This is a genomic window from Microbacterium sp. NPDC090281, assembly GCF_044769635.1.
GTDB lineage: Bacteria > Actinomycetota > Actinomycetes > Actinomycetales > Microbacteriaceae > Microbacterium.
On sequence record NZ_JBIVYH010000001.1, the window covers coordinates 514,824 to 535,813 of the forward strand.

Annotated in this window: 16 protein-coding genes; 5 read left to right on the forward strand and 11 right to left on the reverse strand. The window is 68.9% G+C overall.

Annotated elements, in window-relative coordinates; genetic code table 11:
- Window positions 1-107 precede the first annotated feature (107 nt).
- Window positions 108-3,671 carry a GEVED domain-containing protein gene (locus tag ACIQTX_RS02505; RefSeq protein WP_402968459.1) on the forward strand — a complete coding sequence of 1,188 codons (3,564 nt, stop codon included), beginning with the start codon at window positions 108-110 and terminating at the stop codon, window positions 3,669-3,671.
- 80 nt (window positions 3,672-3,751) lie between these two features.
- On the opposite strand, the gene ACIQTX_RS02510 is transcribed toward ACIQTX_RS02505, so the two are convergent.
- From ACIQTX_RS02510 to ACIQTX_RS02550, 9 genes are all read right to left on the reverse strand, one after another.
- Window positions 3,752-5,788 (reverse strand): hypothetical protein, encoded by a 2,037-nt coding sequence (locus tag ACIQTX_RS02510; RefSeq protein WP_402968462.1) that lies wholly within the window; start codon window positions 5,786-5,788, stop codon window positions 3,752-3,754.
- A 4-nt stretch (window positions 5,789-5,792) separates the two neighbouring features.
- A complete protein-coding gene (locus ACIQTX_RS02515; RefSeq protein ID WP_402968465.1) occupies window positions 5,793-6,776 on the reverse strand; it encodes a glycoside hydrolase family 130 protein in 984 nt (327 codons plus the stop codon).
- A 29-nt stretch (window positions 6,777-6,805) separates the two neighbouring features.
- Window positions 6,806-7,648 carry a carbohydrate ABC transporter permease gene (locus ACIQTX_RS02520; RefSeq protein WP_105526082.1) on the reverse strand — a complete coding sequence of 281 codons (843 nt, stop codon included), beginning with the start codon at window positions 7,646-7,648 and terminating at the stop codon, window positions 6,806-6,808.
- Entirely contained in the window at window positions 7,645-8,541 is an 897-nt protein-coding gene (locus ACIQTX_RS02525) for a carbohydrate ABC transporter permease (protein ID WP_402968468.1), read from the reverse strand. The genes ACIQTX_RS02520 and ACIQTX_RS02525 overlap by 4 nt, the downstream gene beginning before the upstream one ends.
- 4 nt (window positions 8,542-8,545) lie before the next feature.
- Entirely contained in the window at window positions 8,546-9,811 is a 1,266-nt protein-coding gene (locus tag ACIQTX_RS02530; RefSeq protein WP_402968471.1) for an extracellular solute-binding protein, read from the reverse strand.
- Window positions 9,812-9,893: 82 nt separating this feature from the next.
- Complete coding sequence (locus tag ACIQTX_RS02535; protein ID WP_105526079.1) at window positions 9,894-10,883, reverse strand: LacI family DNA-binding transcriptional regulator; 990 nt, start codon at window positions 10,881-10,883, stop codon at window positions 9,894-9,896.
- A 127-nt stretch (window positions 10,884-11,010) separates the two neighbouring features.
- Window positions 11,011-11,949: a DnaJ domain-containing protein gene (locus ACIQTX_RS02540; protein WP_402968475.1), complete on the reverse strand. Its 939-nt coding sequence runs from the start codon at window positions 11,947-11,949 to the stop codon at window positions 11,011-11,013.
- A 69-nt stretch (window positions 11,950-12,018) separates the two neighbouring features.
- On the reverse strand, window positions 12,019-12,672 hold the full coding sequence (locus ACIQTX_RS02545; protein ID WP_402968478.1) for an IMPACT family protein: 654 nt from the start codon (window positions 12,670-12,672) through the stop codon (window positions 12,019-12,021).
- 30 nt (window positions 12,673-12,702) lie between these two features.
- Window positions 12,703-13,689 carry an aldo/keto reductase gene (locus tag ACIQTX_RS02550; RefSeq protein ID WP_402968481.1) on the reverse strand — a complete coding sequence of 329 codons (987 nt, stop codon included), beginning with the start codon at window positions 13,687-13,689 and terminating at the stop codon, window positions 12,703-12,705.
- Window positions 13,690-13,876: 187 nt separating this feature from the next.
- Between ACIQTX_RS02550 and ACIQTX_RS02555 the strand changes: the two genes are divergently transcribed.
- From ACIQTX_RS02555 to ACIQTX_RS02570, 4 genes are all read left to right on the forward strand, one after another.
- Window positions 13,877-16,003, forward strand: coding sequence for an MMPL family transporter (locus ACIQTX_RS02555; protein WP_402968484.1), 2,127 nt, complete (start codon window positions 13,877-13,879; stop codon window positions 16,001-16,003).
- Complete coding sequence (locus tag ACIQTX_RS02560; RefSeq protein WP_402968487.1) at window positions 15,969-17,291, forward strand: histidine kinase; 1,323 nt, start codon at window positions 15,969-15,971, stop codon at window positions 17,289-17,291. Before ACIQTX_RS02555 ends, ACIQTX_RS02560 begins: the two co-directional genes overlap by 35 nt.
- Complete coding sequence (locus tag ACIQTX_RS02565; RefSeq protein ID WP_402968490.1) at window positions 17,288-17,911, forward strand: response regulator; 624 nt, start codon at window positions 17,288-17,290, stop codon at window positions 17,909-17,911. Before ACIQTX_RS02560 ends, ACIQTX_RS02565 begins: the two co-directional genes overlap by 4 nt.
- A gap of 79 nt (window positions 17,912-17,990) precedes the next feature.
- Window positions 17,991-18,443 carry a DUF2871 domain-containing protein gene (locus ACIQTX_RS02570; protein ID WP_402968493.1) on the forward strand — a complete coding sequence of 151 codons (453 nt, stop codon included), beginning with the start codon at window positions 17,991-17,993 and terminating at the stop codon, window positions 18,441-18,443.
- Between the two features lie 66 nt (window positions 18,444-18,509).
- On the opposite strand, the gene cycA is transcribed toward ACIQTX_RS02570, so the two are convergent.
- Both cycA and ACIQTX_RS02580 read right to left on the reverse strand, forming a co-directional pair.
- Window positions 18,510-19,979 (reverse strand): D-serine/D-alanine/glycine transporter, encoded by a 1,470-nt coding sequence (gene cycA / locus ACIQTX_RS02575; protein ID WP_402968496.1) that lies wholly within the window; start codon window positions 19,977-19,979, stop codon window positions 18,510-18,512.
- A 135-nt stretch (window positions 19,980-20,114) separates the two neighbouring features.
- The gene (locus tag ACIQTX_RS02580) at window positions 20,115-20,876 is read right to left on the reverse strand and encodes a GntR family transcriptional regulator (RefSeq protein WP_402968499.1); all 762 of its coding nucleotides are present in this window, start codon (window positions 20,874-20,876) and stop codon (window positions 20,115-20,117) included.
- Window positions 20,877-20,990: the final 114 nt, after the last annotated feature.

The following is a 20,990-nucleotide window of genomic DNA, read 5'->3' on the forward strand; positions in this document are numbered from 1 at the left end:
AAAAGGGGGGTTGGGTTCCGGTTGCCTCTCGGATACTCTAGGCAAAATCACAGCTTGCAGAATATTGGTCTGAGCGATGCCCGCCCAGGCGATGCCGAGGGGGGCTCATGCAGATTCAGACCAGCACGCGATTCAAGATCAGAGGTCGTCGCCCTCAGCAACGCGGGTTTTGGTCGTCCCGCGTGCGATCCGCGGATGCGCGTCGCAAGTCCTGGGCCGTCGCCGCACTGTTGACCCTCGTGCTCACCGCACTGGTCGTACCGGCTTCGCCTGCGACGGCCGCTCCGGGCGATGCCGCCCAGCTGTACCTCGGCCCGTCGACCGAGGCAGCCACGGTCGGCTCGGACAAAGACCTCACCGCACCGACGGAGTGTCCATCCAACTCTGTGCTCACCGGAGTGCAGACGGAGAACCGTGACGCCAGCCAGCCGGGCGGCGCCAACTCCATCCTCGTGCGGTTCAGCATCCAGTGCTCGACCATCACCGTGAACAATGCCGGGATCGTCACCGGCACCGTGAATCCGACGTGGATCACGGGCCCCACCTGGGATAACAGCCGCGGCAACGTGCAGACCGGCACCTGCCCGGCCAACACCTTCGTGCACCGGATCACCGGCACCACCTTCGTCGGCAACGGCGCCGACCGCTGGCCGTCGTCCGTGCAGATCACCTGTCGCCCGATGACTCTGGCGCCGGCGGGCGCGATCCGCATCGATCTGGCCGCCACCCCGACCGTCATCACCATCGGTGAGAACTTCAACACCACCGGCGGGCTGGACACCCCGACCCCGCGCTGTGGTCCCGCAGCCACCACCGGAACGAGCGACATCGTCGTGCGCGGCTACCGTGCTCAGGGCGGCGGCGAGGGCATCGACGGGTTCAACCCCTCCTGCGCCACCATCCCCGACGACTTCGGCGATGCTCCCGCCAGCTATGGCGTCGTCTCGCACGAGCTGAACGCCGCGACCTACCTCGGCTGGTCGGCCGACACCGAGGCGGCGATGCAGTTCAGCCCCACCGCGACAGGCGACAACCAGGTCGGTGGCACCGCGCCGAACCAGTTCATCAACGACGAGAACGGCGTCGCGACCCTCGGCCCGATCACGGCCGGGATCACCGGCAGCTACTCGGTATCGGTGCTGGCCTCGAACAAGGTGGAAGGCCAGGCGGCGACGCTCGTCGGCTGGGTCGACTTCAACCGCAACGGCATCTTCGACGCGAACGAGGGAGCGTCCGTCGTCGTCCCGGCAGACACGCCGGATGGAACGTCGGTGACTCTCAACTGGTCGGGCATCATCGCGCAGACGGTCGCCGGTGCGACCTTCGCCCGATTTCGGATCGAGACCGGCACCGGCTTGACGACATCCACGCCCACGGGCGCGGGAGCCCCCGGCGAGGTGGAGGACTATGCCCTCACCATCGCCGCGGCGACCCCGGGGGTGTCGCTGTTCAAGTCGGCGTCACCGTCCGGGCCGGACGACTTCAACGTCGGGCAGGTCATCGACTACACGTTCGTGGTCACGAACACGGGCGACGTGCCCCTCACCGACATCTCCGTCGACGAGACCGCGTTCACCGGTTCCGGGACCATGACGACGCCGGTCTGTCCGACCGCTCCGCTCGCTCCCGGAGCGCAGACGACCTGCACCGCGAGCTACACGCTCACACAGGCCGACATCGACAGCGGCTCCCTCTCGAACACCGCGACCGCGACGGGTGTCCCGCCGGGCATCCTCGTCCCTCCCGTCTCCCCGCCATCGACCGTGAACGTGCCGGCGACGGCCACCTCCGCGCTCACCCTCGTGAAGAGCGCCGACACCACGGAGATCACGGCAGCGGGGCAGGCGATCGCCTACTCGTTCCAGGTGATCAACTCCGGCAACGTCACGCTCACGAACGTCACGGTCGATGAGACGGCCTTCTCGGGTACCGGAACGCCGCCGGCCATCACCTGCCCGGCGGGTGCCGCCTCGATGATCCCGGGCGCGCAGATCACATGCACGGCGACCTATACGACGACAGCCGCTGACTACAACTCCGACTCCCTCGACAACACGGCCACCGCGACCGGCACTCCGCCCTCGGGCACACCGCCGGTGTCTCCGCCGTCGACCGTCGAGATCCCCGTCGTCTCGACACCGGGGCTGACCGTGGCGAAGACGGCCGACCGCACCCAGATCACGGCGGCGGGCGAGACGATCAACTATTCGTTCCTGGTGACGAACACCGGCAACGTCACGCTCACGGGCGTGACGGTGACCGAGACGGCGTTCACCGGAACGGGGACGCCTCCGCAGATCACGTGCCCTGCCGGCGCGGCATCGCTCGCGGCAGGGGCGACCGTCACGTGCACGGCTTCCTACGTGGTGACCCAGGCTGATATCGATGCCGGAGGAGTGAGCAACACGGCGACGACCACCGGCAATCCGCCGACGGGTGAGCCTCCGGTGTCTCCGCCGTCGACCGTCGTCGTCCCGCCGAACCCCGTGCCCGGCATCAGCGTCGTCAAGTCGGCGAGCCCGAACACCCCTGAGGCCTATCAGGTCGGACAGGAGATCACCTACTCCTTCGTGGTCACCAACACCGGCAACGTCACTCTCGCGAATGTGACCGTGAACGAGGAGGACTTCTCCGGTTCGGGAACGCTGTCTCCGGTCGTGTGCCCAGCCGGCGCGGCCTCCCTGGCGCCGAGCGTGCAGATCGTCTGCACCGCAACGTACGTGCTGACCCAGGCGGATGTGAATGCGGGGCAGGTCACGAACAGCGCGACCGCGACCGGGGTTCCGCCCGGTGGTCTCGTTCCTCCGGTCTCACCGCCTTCTGAGACCGAAGTACCCATCGTCCCGGCTCCTGCGATCAGCATCGTGAAGTCGGCGACGCCTGCGACGATGACGGCCGTGGGGCAGACGCTCGCCTACTCGTTCGTGGTCACGAACACCGGCAACGTCACCCTCACCGACGTGACGGTCGACGAGACGGCGTTCTCCGGATCCGGGTCACTGTCTGCGATCGAGTGCCCGGCCGGGGCTGCGAGCATGCTGCCCGGTCAGATCGTCACCTGCACGGCGGAGTATCAGACGACGCAGGCCGACGTGGACTCGGGTCTCCTGACGAACACCGCCATCGCCACCGGCACTCCGCCGTCGGGCCAGCCCCCGGTTTCGCCGCCTTCGACGGTCGAGGTCCCGTTCGACGGCACCAACTCGCTCGCCCTCGAGAAGCGCGCGAACCCGGTCGACGTCAACGGCAACGGCGTCATCGACCCCGGTGACCGCATCGAGTGGACGATCATCGTGACGAACACCGGTGCGCAGACCATCGACGACATCGTGGTCAGCGACCCCACGGCTGGTCCGGTCACGTGTCCCGCCACGAGCCTCGGCTCCGGAGCGCAGATGACCTGCACGGTGCCTGCGCACACCGTAACCACCGCCGACGTCGGTCGTGGACAGGTGCGGAACGTGGCCACCGCGACAGGCGTCCCGCCCGGGGGAGGGACGATCGTTCCGCCTCCGTCCGAGACGACCACGCGAGTGTTCCCGCCGCCGCCGCCCACACTGGCGGTGACCGGTGGAGTGCTTTCGGGCGGTCTGCTGCTGGGTGGGCTGATGCTCTTCGCGGGAGGGATGCTCCTCCCCGCCATCCGTCGTCGTCGACAGCTGCAGGACTAGGCAACAGGCAATGCCCCGACGAGCTCTTCTGCTCGTCGGGGCATTGTCATGGTCGGCGTGGATCGGCCGAGGGGTGCGGGTCAGCTGCGCGTCACGGTGAAGCCGGTACCGCGCACCCGCACCTTCCCGCTCTGCGCCGCGTTGCCGCGCGGCGAGCCGTCTGCGTCGTAGGCGCGCCCGGTGCCTGGCGCGAGCGGTGGGACCCGCTGATCCTGGCGGGCGCCGTTGGCGTAGAGCACGGCGGAGCCCGAGCGCGTCGAATACACCGCGCTCGCGATCCGCGGCTGGATCAGCAGGGCATCGAGGCGCACATCGCCGCGACTCGTGCAGCGCACCGTCACCGCTGTCTCCGGCAGATCGCCACCGAGAAGCTCCGGCACGAGCATCCCGTCGGCCTCGGTGAGGCCGCGGTCTCCGGTCGAGCCCGCCGCGGTGCGGGTCTTCCACAGTCGACGGCGTCCGCGGAAGACCTCCCACTCGGCCTCGCCCGCATCTGCCGCCTGCCGCCACACGACACCGTGCAGGATGCCGCCGGACTCGGTGACGTCGAACTCGACCCACTCGCCGCGGGGGATGCGCACGTAGGCGCCGCCTGACAGGTTCCCCTCACCCGTCCAGGCCCCGCCGTCCGGCCGCTCGACCACGCATCCGGGGGAGAGTCGCGCGGTCTCGGCATCGATGACGCGCAGACCGGTGTTCGCGGTGAGGCCGGTGATCGAGGTTGCCAGGTCGGCCACGTCGCGGTTCGCGTCGAGCAGCTGCATCGTCAACAGGCCATGGATCGTCGACTCGGCGCCCGAGTTGCGGTTCACCCGTCCATCGGTCTCGACCCCATCGAAGGTGACACCCGTCGCTGCGTCGTACACCGGGATGCCGGCGGTGTTCGCGCCGAAGAACCATCCGGCGGCGAGTCCCGCGAGTAGGCGGAGCCCTTCCCCTCCGACTGCGGATGCCTGGAGCGCGCCGGCCACGCGGCCGTGCGCGCCGTACGCGATCTGCGCCTCGGCCGGAAGCGGCGCCCACGCGTTGTGGGGCCCGCCCGATGCCAGCACCTGCGGGGTGAAGCGTCCGGCATCCGAGAGTGCTGCGGCCGACCAGTCCCGACGCCGGAGCAGCGCTCCGGCTCTGGCCAGTGCCTCCGGCGCCGCCGCACCCCACGCGTGCCAGAACCCGAGCGAACCCGTCCACGGCAGCACGGCACCGAACGGCCAGCCCCGCGCGGGGTCGGTCGCCATCGCGGCCACGCCCTCGCCGTACGACTGCAGGGCCGTCCGGCTGCGGGAGTCCCCGGCCTCGGCGGCGGCAGCGAGACCGAGCATGGCCTCGGCCGTGGCATCCGCTCCTCCGGCGATCAGCCAGGCGGGGAGCCTCTGCCCATCGCTTCGCACCCACTGGCCGGCGCGGGAGAGCGACTCGAGGCCCAGCGCGTCGAGGCACAGGTGCAGCCTCGCGAGGAGGAATGCCGCGAACTCCGGGTCGTCGCGACGGAAGGCCGCATAGCCCTCGCCGAAGGCCCAGACCGAGCGGGCGAGCCAGTACGACTCCGCCGAGTCCGAGGGGTCGGGCAGCTCGACGGGGACGGCGCTGGGGGTCAGGGTGCCGTCCTCCTGCTGCCACAGCACCACGCGCCCGGCATTCGGCCCGGATGCCGTTTGCAGGAAGGCGAGCGAACGGAGCACGTCTCTGGCCTCGTCGCGGCTCTGTGCGTCGCCCGTGGCCTTCCACTCGCGGACGAACACGACGGCGGCGCGGGCGATGTCGTCGGCGTTGTACGCGCCCTGCGACCAGTATCCGGTCAGCGCATCGCGGGTGCCGCCGCCCACTGGTCGATAGCCGCCGGCACCGTCGGTGTCGGCGTAGGTCCAGGGTGCGCGGACCGTGGGTTGCGCCTCGATCCCGAACGTCGTGTGGGTCGCGCTCGCGACGACCGGAACATCGGCGAGGAGGAATCGCAGGTGGGCGAGGTTCGTCAGTCGTGGTCGGCGCGCGGCCTCGAACGGCCGCATCGCCGTGCCGGGCGCAGCGCTCGTCGCGCCCATGGCGGCATCGACGGGGAGGAGGACGAGCGCGGAGGCTGCCGCCGTGAACGTCAGGAAGGTGCGTCGGGAGGCGTCCATGTCATCACGCCTCTCCGCCATCGCGCAGCGCGCGACCCCACGACTCGGCCGGATCGTGGATCGCGACCGCCAGCGTCGTGTCGGACTGCCCGTAGTACGCGAACCACTTGCCGCGGAACTTCACGAGCCCCTCCACGAAGGTCACGTTCGAGACGAGCCCGTGCATGTCCTCGAAGGTCTGCGGGCGCAGCCAGGGCTCCTGCAGGCGGGCGATGACCTTCGTCGGTTCGTCCGGGTCGATCGCGATCTGCCCGCAGCGGTAGTCGACGTCGACGGTGCCGTCGTCGTGCACGACACGGGTGGCGCCGTTGGTGAGGAAGAGCAGCAGCCCGTTGTCGGTGACCACAGGGGAGGTGCCGATCTCTACCAGCGCCTCATCCCAGGTGCCGGGCGTCGGCGAGTACATCGGGTCGGTGTCGGCCGTGCCCGGGGTCCAGTGGATGAGGTCGTCGCTGGTCGCCCAGTAGATCGCCCCCTCGCCGAAGTACATCCACCACTTCCCGTGCATCCGCTGCGGAACGATGACCCCGGCCTTCGACCAGTTGAAACCGCGCGGGTCCATGGTCTTGAACGTGTCGAAGTCGTCGAACAGCGGACCGTGCTTGGTCCAGGTGCGCAGGTCGGTCGAGGTCGCCAGGCACAGCTGCGCGCTGCGGCGGTCCCAGCCCGTGTAGGTGAGGTAGTAGGTGCCGTCGATCAGCGCGATGCGCGGGTCTTCGCACCCGTAGGTCTCGTAGTCCTCGGAGGGGGAGAGGATCGGTGCGTCCTCGCGGGTGAAGGTCACCCCGTCCCGGGAGCGGGCGAGGCCGATGTGGGAGATGATGTCGTCGGCGTGCGCCCGGTAGAGCAGCACCACCTCATCGCCGTCGACGAGGGCCGCCGGGTTGTAGAGGTTGGCCGACTCCCAACTGTCGCCGCGCGGACGCAGGATGGGGTTGCCCTCATAGGGCGTGAACGGACCGAGGGGGAAGGAGGCTCCGGTGAACATGGGGGCCCTTTCTGGCTGGGGGATGGGGGCTAGCCTTTGACGGCCGCGCCGAGGTCGGTGGCCTTGAAGAAGCGCTGGAAGACGACGAACAGGATGACGACGGGGAACGCGAGCGCCGTGGCGCCGGCGAGGATCGCGCCGTTCGGGTTGGCCGTGGACTGCGCCACGTTGGAGATGTAGTTCGCCAGCGACACGGCCAGCGGCTGCAGGCTCGCATCCTTCGTGATGAGGAAGGGCCAGAGGAACTCGTTCCAGGGGCCGATGAAGGTGACCAGCACGACCGTCACCAGCACGGGACGGATGAGCGGGATCGCGACGGATGTCAGCAGGCGGATCTCGCCCGCGCCGTCGATCCGCGCCGCTTCGAAGATCTCCACCGGCAGCGCCTTGAAGAACTGCACGAAGATGAACACCGCCGTGGTGTTGATGAGGAACGGCAGGATCATGCCCATGTACGAGTCGCCGAGGCCGTAGTTGCGGGTGATCTGCACGTAGAGCGGGATCATCAGCAGCTGGAACGGCACCATCTGTACGAGCAGCATCAGCACCCAGATCACGCCACGACCGCGGAAGTCGAGGCGGGCGATCGCGTACCCGGCGAGCAGCCCGAACACGACGGTTCCCAGCAGCACGCCGGCCGTGAAGATCAGCGAGTTCAGCAGGGAGCCGACCAGGTCGATCCGGGAGTCGATCGCGACGAAGTTGTCGACCGTCCATCCGCTCGTCGGGAACAGCTCGCTCGGGGAGTTCGTCGGACTCTCCTGGAACGCCCCCACGATCATGAAGTAGAACGGGAAGGCGAAGCCGATGGCCGCGATCGTGAGCAGGATGATGCTCAGGATGCGGGGGACTGAACGCTTGCGTTTCATCATCGCTCCCTGGTCGCGCGGTTGGCCGCCAGCGAGAGCATGCCGACGAGGATCACGAGGATCATGCCGATGGCCGCTGCGGTGTCGGGGTTCTGCTGCTGGATGCCCAGCTGGTAGATCAGCAGCACCGGAGTGGTCGATGCGCCGTCAGGGCCGCCGCCGTTGGTGAGCAGGTAGGGCTCGGTGAAGAGGTTCGCGCCGGTGATGATCGACAGGATCAGCACGAGGGTCGTGGCGCTGCGCACCCCGGGGATCGTGACGTGGCGGAAGCGCGAGAGCACGCCGGCACCGTCGGTCTCGGCAGACTCGTACAGCTCCTTCGGCACGTTCTGCAGCGCCGCCAGATACAGCAGGATGTAGAACCCGAGCTGCTTCCAGGTCACGTAGAACGCGATCATCGGCATCGCGAGTCCGCTGTTCACGAGCCACGACGGATCGGGGGCGAGCGGGCCGAGGATCGTGTTGATCAGCCCGTTGCCCGAGAACAGCAGCATCCACACGCCCACGAGCGAGACGCTCGCGGTCAGATACGGCACGTAGAACGCGACCCGGTAGGCCGCGACCCAGCGGATTCCGGTGTTCAGGGCCGCCGCGAGCACGAGGGCGAGCACGGCCGTGAGGGGCACGTTGATGACCAGGAAGATCAGGGTGTTGCGGAACGATCCGAGCACCCGCGGGTCGGTGAGCACCGTGACGAAGTTGTCGAAGCCCACGAACGGGCGATCGACCTCGGTGCCCGGAGCGGTGAAGAAGTAGTCGTGGAAGGCGATGTAGACCGCGAACGCGAGGGGATACGCGAAGATCGCGATCACGAACACGAAGTACGGCAGCGCGAACAGGCCGCCGATCGGTTGCGCACCCAGCCATCGGGTGCGCAACCTATTCTTATCGGTCACGGTGTCACTCGGCGACGAGCGCGTCGATCTTCTTCGCCGCGTTCCCGAGGAAGTCGTCGATCGACTCCTTGTCGAAGATCACGGCGGAGGAGTATTCGTCGCGGAATGCCTGCCACGCCTCGACGGAGTTCGGGATGCTGGGGACGTCGGCGGTCTTCTCGGCCTGCTCGGCGAACGCCACGTAGTTCGGGTTCGCAGCGAAGTAGTCGCCGTAGGTGTCGGTGAGTCCGGTGCGCATCGGCATCTGCCCCGTGGCCTCGAGCAGCTGGCCGTCGCTGTCCTCGCTGGTGGAGAACTTCAGGAACTCCCACGCGGTGCCCTGGTTCTTGCAGGCCGTGAACATCGACACGCTCTTCGAGTCGGCGAAGGTCGTCGGAGTCTCCCGGCCGTCGCTGGTCGGCACCGGCATGAAGCCGACGTCGACGGTGTCGGCGTAGGAGGGGATCGCCCAGGGGCCGGCGAGCTGCATCGCAGTGGTGCCTGCCGACATCGCGTCGTCGGTCGACGCCTCGTTCGGCGACAGCTTCTCGTCGTAGAAGGTCTTCCAGAACTCCGAGACGGTGCGCCCGGCATCCGAGTCGAACGTGGACTTGCCGTCTTCGACGAGCATCGTGCCGTCGGTCTCGGCCAGATACAGCGGATAGAAGTCGAACCACGGCTGGTAGAACTCGCTCGTCGGTGCCGGCCAGATCGCACTCTGCACGCCGGAGGCGACGATCGCGCGCGACCCCTCGAGGAACGCGTCGTACGTGTTCATCTGCGGGTCTTCCGGGTCGATCCCTGCGGCCTGGAAGAGCGCCTTGTTGTACATGACCATCACGGGGTTCGACTTCCACGGGAGCTGGTAGAAGCTGCCGTCGCTCGCGTAGGCATCGACCTCTCCGCCGCGCTCGGTGATGTAGTCGCTGCCGCCGTCGATCTTGCTGAGGTCGACGAGTCCGCCCTGTTTGACCCAGCCCGAGACCGCGGCCGGCGCCACGTTGTAGACGAGGCAGGGAGCCGTGCCTGCGGTGATCGCGGCGGTGATCGCCTCTTCCGACGAGGAGCCGGCGGGGATCTCCTGCGCCTTGACCTTCTCGTTGGGGTGCTCGTCGTTCCAGGCCTTGACCACGGCGGTGCCCCAGGCGAGTTCCTGTTCGTTGTTGGAGAGCCAGATGCTGATGGGGCCGGTGCCGTCGGCTGAGCTTTCGCCACCGCCGCCTCCGGCCGAGCATCCGGTGGCGATGAGAGCGGTGGCGCCGATCAAGGCGATTGCGCGGAGCTTCTTCATGGTGTCCTCCTTGACACTGCGGGTGGTGACGCTGCGGGTGGTGACGCTGCGGGTGGTGGTGCTGCGGTGATGCGGATGTCGACTAGCTGGTGCTCTCCCGGAAGTGCACGACGTTGCAGTCGACGATCTCGGTGCGCGGCTGCGCCCCGAGGATGTCTGCCCGCAGGAGGCGGGCGGCGGCGCGGCCTCGGGCCGCGGGGTCGGATGAGACGCTGGTCAGCGCCGGAGACAGGTGGGCGGAGAGGTGGTCGTCGTCGAAGCCCGAGATCGCGAGGTCCTGCGGGATCGAGAGGCCCTGAGAGCGGGCGTAGGAGAGCCCGGCGATGGCCATGGTGTCGTTCGAGTAGAGGATCGCGGTCGGGCGGTCGGGCAGGGCGAGGAGCTCGGCGGTGCGGGTGCGGCCGCTCGCGGCGGTGAAGTCGCCCTCGCGGAGCAGCTCGTCGTCGCCGATCGCCGCGACATAGGCGTCTGCACGCGCTTTCGAGTGCACGTATTCGAGCGGCCCGGAGACGTGGGCGATGCGTTCGTGTCCGGCGGCCCGGAGGTGCGCGATGATCTCGCGGACCGGGGCGGTGTCATCGGTTCGCACGCACGAGAACCCGGTCGGCTGGTCATAGGCGCCCACCAGCACGGTGGGCAGTCCGAGGTCGTCGAGGAAGGGCACGCGCCAGTCGTCGGTGCGCAGGTCGAGCAGGAGGGCGCCGTCGGCGCGGCCGTGGGTGAGCGTGCGGTATGCCCGTTCCTCGGCGTCGCGGTCGGGGACGACTTGGAGCAGGAGAGCCGTCTCGGTCTCGGCGAGCACCGACTCGACGCCGGCGATGAAGGCCGGGAAGAAGGAGTCGTTCGCGATGACCTGGGGGTCGCGGGCCAGCACCACGGCGACCGCGTTGGCCCGACGGGTGGCGAGTGCCCGCGCGCTCTGGCTCGGTGCCCAGTTCAGCTTCTCGGCCGCTGCGAGGACCTTCGCCTTCGTCTCGTCGGAGATCGGGCGGTTGCCGCTCAGGGCGTGCGAGACCGTGGCCTTCGTGACGCCTGCTTCGCGAGCGACATCGGCGATGGTCGTGCGGCTCATGCCACCTCCTCGTGGGTTCCGGACGCTCCGATGCGCTCATCGGTGAACCGGTTTGATGAGTGTAAACCGGTTTGATTGCGGAAGTCAACGGTACGGCGCCTTCTGGAAAGCGTGGCGAAGCGCGGGCTCAGACGAAGCGGACGGTCTGCTGCAGGCGCGTGCGCACGTCGAACAGCTCGTTGCCGCCGATGGCCCGCGCCTGCGGAACGCCCTGGCGAAGCACCATGGCGAGAGCGCTGCGGCGCACCACGACGACCGGGACTCCGCGGCTCGTGCCGAGCGGGGTCACGGCCTGGGCGAGGTCGTCGTCGGGCAGCACGATGATGGCGCCGCCGAAGCGCACGCGCGCGGCCTTGGCGATCGTGCGCATCCGGCCGAGCGTCGCGGTGACGGGTGCGCGGGTGCCCAGACTCGGGCCGGTGATCTCGCCGCGGCGGAAGCCCACCACTCCTCCGAAGTCTTCCGACATCACGCCGTACAGTCCGGACGGGCCCAGCACCACATGGTCGAGTTTGTCGTCGGCATCCGCTCCCACGGCGACGTCGTGCCACACCGTGAAGCCCATGCCGAGGTCGGAGACCGTGCGTGCCGTGGCTTCCTCTGCGAGAGCGTCGGCGAGCATCCGGCGCAGGTCGCGCGGTGCCGAACGCACGAGTGCGGGGTCGTACGGGTCGGGAACCTCGACGCCGCGGCCGGCCCATTCGCGGATGAGCACGAGGTAGCGTTCGCGACGCCATCCGCCGGGGTGGCCGTAGGAGCGGGCGCGGGGACGGGTGTCGGTGCGAGCTGCAGCAGGCCGCCATCCGCTCCAGCCAGCACCGGTGTCGGTCTCGGTGCTGGTGCCGGTGGTCATGCCGGCTCGGCGGTCGTACGCCGCACGGCCCTCGACGGTCCCGACCAGCTCCCACGCGCGCTGCACCTGGATGAAGACCGCCGCGTCACCGCCGGTGTCGGGGTGCGTCTGGCGCAGGCGCAGACGGTAGGCGCGGCGCAGCTCGACGTCGTCGACGGTGGGGTCGACTTCGAGGATCTCGTAGGCCGAAGCCGAGAGCGGACTGTCGAACATCGCTCTCCCTCCGCGACCGCGGCATCCAGGATATCCGCCGGTCGTTGTGTGTTGGCCGATCTCCCGGGGTCAGGCCGGCACGTCGACGATGCGTTCGATGCCGAAGACAGGGATGATCGAGCCGGCGGAGGCGGCGGCCAGGTCGTCCCGGAGGCGAGGAAGCTCCGACTCCGGGACCCACAGTTCGAGCGTGGCCATCGCCGCATAGGCCGGATCACCGAGCGTCGCTCCGTGGTGCGCCGCCCAGTCGCGCAGCAGATTGTCGTAGCGGCCCGCATCCGCGTGCGGCACCTCGAGCGTCACCTGTCGGAGCGCCGCCCGCCGCACGAGTGCGGCCAGATCGAGCGCCTCCGACACGGCAGACGAGTAGGCGCGCACGAGCCCGCCCGCGCCGAGTTTCACCCCGCCGAAGTAGCGCGTGACCACAGCGACCACATCGGTCAGCTCGCGCCGACGCAGCACTTCGAGCATCGGGGTCCCCGCGGTGCCGGACGGCTCGCCGTCATCGGAAGAACGCGCCTGATCGCCGAGGAGTCCGGTCACCATCGCGGTGCAGTTGTGGTTGGCGTCCCATGCCCGCTTGCGGATGCCCGAGATCACGGCCTCGGCCTGCTCAACCGAGGAGACGGGTTCGATGCGGGTCAGGAAGCGCGACTTGCGGATGACGGACTCGTGCTCGACAGCCGCCGCGATCGTCGCGGGGTAGCTGCGGGCGGAGGTCACCCGCCTCACGATACCGAGGCCGCGCGTCGCTCAACGGTCGACGAACGCCATCTGCTGCGGGTTGTAGCGGTCACCGCTCACGCCGATGCGGGTCGCGAGGGACGAGAGATCGGCGACCTCGTCGGCCGACAGGGCGACGGCCGTGCTGCCGGCGTTCTCGGCGATGCGCGCGGTGCGACGTGTGCCGGGAATCGGCACGATCCACGGCTGCTGGGCGAGCAGCCAGGCGAGAGCGATCTGCCCCGGCGTGGACTCCTTCGCCGCGGCCAACTCGGCCACGTGCGCCACGAGCGCCTGGTTCGCCGTTCGGTTCTCGGCCGTGAAGCGCGGGATGGTCGCACGGATGTCGCCGGTCGCGAAGTCGGCTGCCGTGTCGACCGTGCCGGTCAGGAAACCCTTGCCGAGCGGGCTGAACGGTACGAACCCGATGCCCAGCTCGCCGAGCACCGGCAGGATCTCGGCTTCGGGGTCGCGGGTCCACAGCGAGTATTCGCTCTGCAGCGCGGTCACCGGATGCACGGCGTGCGCGCGACGGATGGTGTCGGCCGAGGCCTCGGAGAGCCCGAAGTGGCGCACCTTCCCCTCGGCGATCAGCTCGCCGACGGTGCCGGCGACGTCTTCGATCGGCACGTCGGGGTCGACGCGGTGCTGGTAGAAGAGGTCGATCACATCGGTGCGCAGACTCCGCAGCGAAGCTTCGGCCACGCGGCGGATCTGCTCGGGACGACTGTTCAGCCCGACGCTTTTGCCGTCTTCGATGTCCCACCCGAACTTGGTGGCCAGCACGACGCGGTCGCGGAGGGGTTCGAGCGCCTCCCCGACGAGCTCCTCGTTCACATACGGTCCGTACACCTCGGCGGTGTCGAAGAAGTCGACCCCGTGATCGACCGCCGACCGCAGCACCGCGATCATGTCGTCACGGCTGCCGGGGTTGGGCCCGTAGCTCTGCGACATGCCCATGCAGCCGAGTCCGATCGCCGAGACCCGAAGGCCCTGTCCGAGAGTGCGAGTGTGCATGAGTGGTCCTTTCATCGTCGCCGCAGACGTGTCCGCGGCCGTCGAACCGACGCTACGCGCGGGAGCCGAAACGGGGGAGGGCCTGGTGGAACCCCTCTGGCCGCGCCACCGGATCCATCGAACGGTGGAGACTCGTCTCAGCCACCTGCCCGATCCTCGCGGAGCCGATGGTGGCTGGACTGGATCCATGCTCCGCACCCTTCGCTCGCTTCCGCTGTGGCTCACCTCGCGACGCGGGGGATGGATCTCCCTGCTGGTCGCCGTGGTGGCGTTCACCGCACTCCTCGGCGCCCTCGGCCGGGCATCGCTCCCGGCCGGCAACGACGTCGCTCCTCCCGATTCCGAGTCCGCGCGGGCGGCGGTCCTCGCCGAGCAGTTCCCCGATGCGGATGAGCACGCGGTACTCCTGGTCGCATCCCGCGATGACGGAACGAAGCTCGACGACGCCGACGTCGCGGCGATCAGCGCCCTCGCCACCGATGTCGAGGCGGAGACGGGGCAGGAGCCGCACGGTCCGATCGTCAGCGACGACGGCGAGGCCGCAGTGCTCCAGGCGACGCTCACCCTCGAAGACGACGATGCCGCCGCGGATGCCGTGCACGGTCTGCGTGACGTCGTCGCCGCGAATCCGATCGACGGGGTGACCGTGCAGGTCACCGGCGGGCCCGCCTTCGGAGTGGACGTCGCCTCCGCGTTCGACGGCGCCGACTTCACGCTCCTGATGGTCACCCTCGGGATCGTCGCGCTCCTGCTCATCGTCACCTATCGTTCGCCGGTGCTCTGGATGATCCCGCTCGTGGTGGTCGCGCTCGCCGATCAGCTGGCGAACAAGGCGACGGCGGCGATCGGGGCAGGGCTGGGCCTCCAGTTCGACTCCGGGATCGTGAGCGTGCTCGTCTTCGGCGCCGGAACGAACTACGCCCTCCTCCTGATCTCTCGCTATCGCGAAGAGCTCGCACGAGACACCGACCATCGCCGTGCACTGGTCGCCGCATGGCGTGCAACGGCGCCGGCGATCGTCGCCTCGAACGTGACCGTGGTGCTCGCGCTGTCGACGCTCGCGCTCGCCGTGATCCCCGGCACACGCGGACTCGGCATCGCATCGGCGGTCGGTCTCCTGATCGCACTCGCCGCCGTGCTGCTGGTGCTTCCGCCGGCGCTCGCCGTGTGCGGCCGCCACATCTTCTGGCCGTTCGCGCCGCGTGTGGGCGATGCCGCTGTCACCGGTCGCGTGTGGGGTGCCGTGGCAGAGCGCGTCTCTCGACGCCCCTGGGTGCCGCTGGTCGGTGGGCTCGCGCTCCTCGGAATCCTCGCCGGTGGTCTCGCCGGGGTGTCCGTCGGGCTCACGCAGGTCGAGAAGTTCCGCGTCGAGTCCGAGTCAGCGGCCGGTCTCACGGTGCTCGGCGAGCACTTCCCGGCCGGTGAGGCCCAGCCGATGATCGTGATCGGCGCCACAGCAGAGGTCGATGCGCTGGCCGAGGCGATCGGTGAGGTGCCGGGTGTGCTCCGAGTTTCCGCGACCGGGGAGAGCACCGACGGCGCGCTCACGCGCCTGCTCGTCGTCGGCGAACCGGCGCCGGGCACGACCGAGAGCCTCGACCTGGTGAGCGCCGTGCGAGAAGCCGCAGACACGGTGCCGGATGCCGACGCCACGGTCGGCGGCCCGGTGGCGGCGGATCTCGATGCGCGCGAGGGCAATCAGCGCGACCTGCTCCTCGTCGTCCCGCTCGTCCTCGCGGTGAGTCTCCTCGTGCTCATCGTGCTGCTGCGCTCCCTGGTGGCACCCGTGCTGCTGCTCGCGGTGAACATCCTCAGCGCGGTCGCCGCGATCGGTGCGGGCACCTGGCTGAGCAGGGTCGTGTTCGGATGGGACGCGCTCGACCTGCAGGTGCCGTTGCTGTCGTTCCTGTTCCTGGTGGCGCTCGGGATCGACTACACGATCTTCCTCGTCCATCGGGCCCGCGTCGAGGCGAAGACGGTCGGCACTAGGCAGGGGATGGTGCGTGCGCTGACCGCGACGGGCGGTGTGATCACGAGCGCCGGCGTCGTGCTCGCGGCAGTGTTCGCGGCTCTCGGGCTACTGCCGCTGGTCACGCTCGGGCAGATCGGGCTCATCGTCGGGATCGGGGTGCTCGTGGACACGTTCGTCGTGCGGACCTTGGTCGTGCCGGCGATCTTCGCGATCGTCGGTGACCGGATGTGGTGGTCGGGGAAGGTCGACCGAGCCGGATCCCGCGACGATAGAGGTGCAGAGCGCTCGCACGAGGGAGAATACGAGGATGCCGCAGCCGACACCCCCGCAGTCGCGGACTGAGCCGTCGCGAGAGGAGCGTCCCGGCCACGTCGACACGGTGGCGGGGATCCGCGCACCGCGCACCTGGGCGAGCCTGGTCGGATCGATCCGCATCGGCCAGGCCGTCATCACGGTCGTGCTGCTCGTGATCGGCGCCTGGCGTGCGGCGACAGACGGTGTCCCGCTGCCCTGGGTGCTCGCCCTCTCGCTCGTGTTCCTCGGCTGGTACGGCGGCGGGCTCGTGCTCAGCGAACGCACTTCGGATCGTCGTCTGGCGACCTGGTGGCTGCTCGGGCTGACGCTCATCTGGCTCGGTGCGGTCGTGGTCTCGCCGGAGTTCGTCTGGCTCGCCTTCCCGTTGTGGCTGCTCGCCGGTTTCGTGATGCGCCTGCGGTGGGCGGCGCTGCTCAGCGTGGCGATCCTCGCGGTCGTGGTCACCGCCCCGCTGCTGCACACCGGCACGACGACCTATGCGAATGTGATCGGTCCGCTCGTCGGCGGCGTCTTCGCGTTCGGCATCTCCCGCGGCTACCTCGAACTCGTGCGCGACGGACGGGAGCGGCGCCGACTCATCGCCTCGCTCGTCGCGACCCAGGAGGAGATGGCGGCGCTTCAGGATGAACTCGCCCGCACCCAGCGCGAGTCGGGGGCGAGCGACGAACGCACCAGGGTGTCGCGCGACATCCACGACACGGTCGCGCAGAGCGTGTCGTCGATCGGGATGCTGGCGCGAGCGGCTCTGGAAGCGGACGACCCGGTGCAGCGCACCCGAGCGCTCGAGCAGATCAGCGCCCTCTCGGCCGAGGGCCTCGCCGATGCGCGGCGCATCGTGAACGCGCTGATGCCGGCCGAACTGGAGTCCACGGCGCTCGGCGACGCCCTCGCCCGGATGCTCGAACGTCTGGCCGAGGAGACGGGGATCGAGGCGACGCTCAACGCCGACGACGACCTGCCTTCGCTGGGGCTCGATGCCGAAGTCGCTCTGCTGCGGACGGCACAGTCGGCCCTCGCGAACGTCCGCTCCCACGCGGCCGCCTCCCGGGTCGTGGTCACCCTGGCCGACGCCGGCGATGCGGTGCGGCTCGACATCGTCGATGACGGGGTCGGGTTCGACGCGAGGCGCTGGGACGCCCAGGGCGGTGTCGGCAGCCGGGGTGGCGGTTACGGGCTGCGTTCGATGCGCGCGAGGCTGCGCGAGCTCGGCGGCGGGCTCGACGTGGAGAGCACCCCTGGCGACGGCACAGCGCTCTCGGCGCACCTCCCGCTCGGCGGCGTGACATCGTCCAGACGGACGGGAGATGAGGGATGACCGCGGTGCGCGTGCTGCTCGTCGACGACCACCCCATCGTCCGCGCCGGGGTGCGCTCGCTGTTCGACCATCGCGACGACGTCGAGGTGGTGGGAGAAGCGGCATCCGGCGAAGAGGCTGTTGCCCTCGCCCGTCACCTGCACCCCGACGTCGTGCTCTGCGACCTGCGCCTCGGCGAGGGCATGGACGGCGTGCAGACGACCGCTGCGCTTCGTGCCCAGGACCCGACTCCGGCCGTGCTGATCCTGACGACGTTCGACCGCGATGCCGAGATCCTCGGCGCGATCGAGGCGGGAGCAGCCGGCTACCTGCTCAAAGACGTGGCGCCGGACGAGATCGTGCGGGCGATCCGGCAGGCCGCGGCGGGCGGTCTCGTGCTCACGCCCGAGCTCAGCGAGCGGGTCGTGCAGGTGATGCGTGCGCCGCGGGTGCGGCTGACCGACCGTGAACTCGACGTGCTCCGACTGCTCGACACGGGGGCCTCGAACCGTGAGATCGCGAAGACCCTGTTCGTCACCGAGGCCACCGTGAAGACGCACCTCGTGCACGTGTTCGAGAAGCTCGGCGCCGACAGCCGCGCCCGCGCCATCGCGATCGCCCGCGACACCGGCCTGCTCTAGTCATCCCGCATCTCAACCGTTCGATGGATCCTCGAAACGGCCGCTTTGCCGAGGCTGGAATCAGACCGAAAGGATTCCGATGCGCCGCCTCTTCTACGCCGCGTTCGCCTACATGATCGTGGGTGTCGCCTCCGGACTCTTCTACCGAGAGTTCACCAAGATCAATGATTTCCCCGAGGGGGAGCCGACGCAGCTCGGCCTCGTGCACACGCACCTGCTGGTGCTGGGTTTCGTCGTGCTGCTGATCGTCCTGCTCCTCGAGAAGGCTTTCGCCCTGTCCGAGAGTCGCCTCTTCGGCTGGTTCTTCTGGCTCTACAACGCCGGCCTCGTGCTGACCTCCGCGATGATGCTCTGGCACGGCTCCCTCACGGTGCTCGGCCTGGAGTCGTCGAGCATGATCGCCGGCATCGCCGGCATGGGGCACATCCTGCTCAGCGCCGGCATGGTGCTGCTGTTCCTCGCACTGCGCAAGCGCCTGTTCGCCGTGAAGCCCGCAGCCCCCACGGCTTCGGCATCCGCCGTCACGGCCTGACCGTCGCAACGCCGCAAGAGCGCCGCCCACCCCTCCGGGAGGCGGCGCTCTTGCGTGGGTTCAGGCTCAGTCCGCCTCCACCGAGTCGTCGCGCAGATGGGCGATGTGGGCCGCGTGCCGCTTCAGGTGGTTCGGCGAGCGCCGCACGAACAGCCAGGCCACGAACAGCACGACGAACCAGATGGGTGTCACGAGCAACGCGGTCAGCGTGTCGGGCTGGGTGGTGAGTGCCCACAGCACGAACACGAAGAACGCCAGCACCACGTAGACCATGAAGACGCCGCCGGGCATCCGGAAGGTGGATGCGGCGACCTTGTCCTTGCGGGTGCGTCGGTACACGAGGTAGCTGCAGAGGAAGATCGTCCACACGAACATGAAGCACAGGGCCGAGACCGTCGTGACCATGTCGAAGGCGGTGCCGATGTCCTTGCCCGCATACAGCAGCACGACGCCGGACAGCAGCAGGATGCACGACAGGAACAGTGCGTTCTGCGGCACGCGGCGGCGGGAGAGTCGGCCGAACACGCGAGGGGCATCGCCGTCCTGCGCCAGGCCGAACACCATGCGCGACGTCGAGTAGATGCCGGAGTTGGCGCTCGACATGGCAGAGGTCAGCACGACGAGGTTCACCACGGTCGCGGCGATGCCGAGCCCGGCGAGGGCGAACATCGCGATGAACGGGCTCTCGCCTGCGACGTACTCGGTCCACGGGGTGACGGCCATCAGCACGATGAGCGCACCCACGTAGAACAGCAGCACGCGGATCGGGATCGCGTTGATGGCCTTGGGGAGGTTGCGCTTCGGGTCCTTGGTCTCGGCCGCAGCGGTGCCGACGAGCTCGATGCCGACGAACGCGAACACCGCGATCTGGAACCCGGCGACGAAGCCCATGAACCCGTGCGGGAACATGCCGCCCTTGTCCCACAGGTTCGAGAAGCTCGCGGTTCCGGCGTCGTGCTGGAAGCCGGTGAAGATCATCACGAGGCCGGTGACGATGAGCGCCACGATCGCGACGATCTTGATCAGCGCGAACCAGAACTCCATCTCGCCGAACGCGGCGACGGTGGGAAGGTTCAGGGCGAGCAGGATCACGATCACCAGCACGCCGGGGATCCACAGCGGGATGCCGGGGATGAGCGCATCCGTGTATCCGGCGATCGCGATCACGTCGGCGACCCCGGTGACCACCCAGCAGAACCAGTAGGTCCAGCCGGTGAAGAATCCGGCCCACGGGCCGAGCAGGTCGCTCGCGAAGTCGCTGAACGACTTGTACTTCAGGTTCGACAGCAGCAGCTCGCCCATCGCCCGCATGACGAAGAAGAGCATGAAGCCGATGATCATGTAGACGAAGATCACCGACGGGCCCGCGACCGAGATCGTCTTTCCGCTTCCCATGAACAGCCCGGTGCCGATGGCCCCGCCGATCGCGAGCAGCTGGATGTGGCGGTTGCTCAGCGCTCGCCGCAGGTGCTGTTCCTCTCCATCCGCGGTGGCATCGCCGTCGCGTCCGGTTCCCCCCGTGTACTGCTTCGTCACTTTCTTCCTCCGGTCTTCGTCGACGGTTGCCGTCTGACGGTACCTGGAGGAGGTGCCGAGTCCAGAATCGAGTTCCGGCATGCCGCCGTTTCACCCCGAGCGAGCGTCTCCGATTCGAAGCGCCCGGTGCGCGAGCTACTTCGCGACGAGCGTGGTCTCGAAGCTGTACATGTCGGGGCGGTAGCAGTGGTTCCCGTATTCGATCGCGCGACCGGAGTCGTCGAAGGCGATGCGTTCCATGGTGAGGACGGGGCCGCCCTCGTCGATGTCGAGCAGCCCGCTCTCATCGCCCGCGGCGCGTCGCGCACCGATCTTCTGCTTCGCGATGCGGATCGTGACGCCTCTCGCGCGGAGGATCTGGTAGAGCCCGCGGGTGCCGAGATCCTCGGTGGTGATGTCGCGGAAGTTATGGGGGAGATAGTTCTCGAGCACTGCCACCGGTGTTCCGTCGGTGCTGCGCTGGCGGCGGATGTAGACGACCTCTTCGCCGACGTGGATGCCGAGACCGGTCGCGACCGACTCGGGTGCCGGCACCACCTCGTGCGTGAGAACCCGGGTGCCGGGCTCGTGATGCGAGCCCTGCAGATCCTCATAGAGGCTGGTCAGCTCGACCTGGCGGGTGACCTGACCCTGGACGACCTGAGTGCCTATTCCTCGGCGACGAACGAGCAGGCCCTTGTCGACGACCTCTTGGATCGCGCGGCGAACGGTCGGACGCGAGAGGCCGAGTCGCTGAGCGATCGCGATCTCGTTCTCGAGACGGGCGCCCGCGGGAATCGCTCCGGAGTGGATCGCCGCTTCCAGGCGGCTCGACACCTGGTAGTACAGCGGCACGGGACCGGTGCGGTCGAGATCCGCGAAAAGCTCGGCCGGCCAATGGGGCTCTTCGCCGGCCATGGTTCCCTCCCCCGGCCCGTGCAGTCGCGGGCCATGTTCCGACAATCTTACGTCCGCATCTGCGAACGTCCGGATCGCTTGCGAGAAACGGTCCATGTGTTATTGTTAGGACAT

Excerpts from the sequence above, each read along its gene's own strand:
- ACIQTX_RS02555 (WP_402968484.1), top strand. The coding sequence starts at position 13,877 with ATGCTCCGCACCCTTCGCTCGCTTCCGCTGTGGCTCACCTCGCGACGC.
- ACIQTX_RS02520 (WP_105526082.1), bottom strand. The coding sequence starts at position 7,648 with ATGATGAAACGCAAGCGTTCAGTCCCCCGCATCCTGAGCATCATCCTG.
- ACIQTX_RS02550 (WP_402968481.1), bottom strand. The coding sequence starts at position 13,689 with ATGCACACTCGCACTCTCGGACAGGGCCTTCGGGTCTCGGCGATCGGA.
- ACIQTX_RS02530 (WP_402968471.1), bottom strand. The coding sequence starts at position 9,811 with ATGAAGAAGCTCCGCGCAATCGCCTTGATCGGCGCCACCGCTCTCATC.
- ACIQTX_RS02580 (WP_402968499.1), bottom strand. The coding sequence starts at position 20,876 with ATGGCCGGCGAAGAGCCCCATTGGCCGGCCGAGCTTTTCGCGGATCTC.
- ACIQTX_RS02570 (WP_402968493.1), top strand. The coding sequence starts at position 17,991 with ATGCGCCGCCTCTTCTACGCCGCGTTCGCCTACATGATCGTGGGTGTC.
- ACIQTX_RS02560 (WP_402968487.1), top strand. The coding sequence starts at position 15,969 with ATGCCGCAGCCGACACCCCCGCAGTCGCGGACTGAGCCGTCGCGAGAG.
- ACIQTX_RS02505 (WP_402968459.1), top strand. The coding sequence starts at position 108 with ATGCAGATTCAGACCAGCACGCGATTCAAGATCAGAGGTCGTCGCCCT.
- ACIQTX_RS02565 (WP_402968490.1), top strand. The coding sequence starts at position 17,288 with ATGACCGCGGTGCGCGTGCTGCTCGTCGACGACCACCCCATCGTCCGC.
- ACIQTX_RS02510 (WP_402968462.1), bottom strand. The coding sequence starts at position 5,788 with ATGGACGCCTCCCGACGCACCTTCCTGACGTTCACGGCGGCAGCCTCC.
- ACIQTX_RS02535 (WP_105526079.1), bottom strand. The coding sequence starts at position 10,883 with ATGAGCCGCACGACCATCGCCGATGTCGCTCGCGAAGCAGGCGTCACG.
- ACIQTX_RS02540 (WP_402968475.1), bottom strand. The coding sequence starts at position 11,949 with ATGTTCGACAGTCCGCTCTCGGCTTCGGCCTACGAGATCCTCGAAGTC.
- ACIQTX_RS02515 (WP_402968465.1), bottom strand. The coding sequence starts at position 6,776 with ATGTTCACCGGAGCCTCCTTCCCCCTCGGTCCGTTCACGCCCTATGAG.